The sequence below is a fragment of the Nocardiopsis protaetiae genome (assembly GCF_045446735.1).
Classification (GTDB): Bacteria; Actinomycetota; Actinomycetes; order Streptosporangiales; family Streptosporangiaceae; genus Nocardiopsis; species Nocardiopsis protaetiae.
In genome coordinates this window covers 1-1475 of record NZ_JBJJBV010000517.1, presented here as the reverse complement: position 1 = coordinate 1475, position 1475 = coordinate 1, and the positions used below count along the sequence as shown (strand labels likewise).

Sequence of the window (1475 nt, the reverse complement as noted above, 5' to 3'; positions counted from 1 at the left end):
AGCAATCCTGACCGAACCATGTCTGGCTCAATCAAAGGAACCTCGCACACTCTGCCGGTCTCACCGACCGGTTCGTGTGACGGGGCCAAAACAAACTTGGCTTAAAGAAAATCGAACACGCGCTGTTGAGTTCTCAAGAAGCAACCGCACTTCCCGTACAAGCCCCGGACCGTGAAGGTCCGTGTTGCTCTTCCGTGGAAGGCGTCTGCGTTTCCGCTTTGTTGTGTCTTCACTTTATCAGCGTTTCCGTGTCCCGCCAAACCGGCGTTTTCCGGAACCTTCTGATTTGAGTGAAGGCCTCGCCCCGCTGTTTCCTTTGGGGCACTCTCCGAGTTTACATGTCCGCAGCACTGCTTCGGACCGCTGAATTTCGGAGAGAAGAAGATGACCGGCTCGCCCGCTTTCGCGTTCGTTTCGCTCGGTCCGTGCCCCTTCAGGTCTTGGACCTGTCGGAGGCGACTCGGAGAACATTACCCCTCGCCCCGCACCGACGCAAACGGTCGCTGGCGTGGCCTGGGTCACATTCGCCCCGGGGCGAAGGCGTTCGGGTCAGGTCAGGCAGAACTCGTTGCCGTCGTACAGCGTCTCCACGTGTGACGCGCCGAGAGAGACCAGGCGTTCGCACTTGAGTGCGGAGAGGCGACCCGCACACCCGGTTCTTGGCGGTCTTCCCCCCGGGAACGCGCTGGAAGTACAGGCGCGATCCCTCTCCTGCGGGGTCGACGAGGCGCACCAGGCGTCCTGTTTTCGGGGGGCAGGGAGTTCCTGTAGTCCTCCCAGGTGGCGAACTCACCCGGCAGGGCAGGATGTACCCCAGCGCCTCGCACCAGTCGATGGCATCCGAGCACCCTAGTTGAGGAGGCGGCCGGAGCCCGTGCCCGGAGCCGTGTAGAGCCACTCGACCTCCAGGTTCACCGCGGAGACCGTCGCCGGGGAGTACGACACCAGGGCCTCGTTGCCCACGAACGCCGCCGCCAGCTGGGCGATGGTGGGGTTGTGGCCCACCACCAGGAGGGTGCGCACCTGCGGGTCGACGTAGGTGATCAGCTCGACCAGGGAGTCCACGCCGGCGGTGTACGCGGATTCGGAGTAGTCGATCTCCGGAGTGGTGCCCAGGATCTCCAGGACGCCTTCGAGGGTCTGGCGGGTGCGCTTGGCCGCGGAGCAGATCACGTGGTCCGGGGTGAGCCCCTCCTCGGCGAGGAGGCGGCCGACCTTGCGGGCCTGGTCGTGGCCGCGGTCGGTGAGGGCGCGGTCGTAGTCGATGACCCCGTAGCCGGTCTCGGCCTTGGCGTGGCGGAGCAGGAGGAGCGTGCGGTCGGTCATGACGCGAGCACCGTCGCGACAATGGCGAGCAGGGCCATGAACCCCACCATCACCCCCACGATGACCGCCAGACCCTTCATTCCCGACATGCGTCCCCCTGAATACGTTCTTCGTTCCCACCAGGGTAGGAGGGGCCGCCGGGTACTCCC

1 protein-coding gene is annotated in these 1475 nt (G+C 64.8%); it reads right to left on the bottom strand.

The annotated features are described in order from the left end of the window. Window positions 1-849 precede the first annotated feature (849 nt). A complete protein-coding gene (locus tag ACJOT3_RS34455; RefSeq protein ID WP_406977323.1) occupies window positions 850-1326 on the bottom strand; it encodes a SixA phosphatase family protein in 477 nt (158 codons plus the stop codon). Between the last annotated feature and the right edge of the window lie 149 nt (window positions 1327-1475).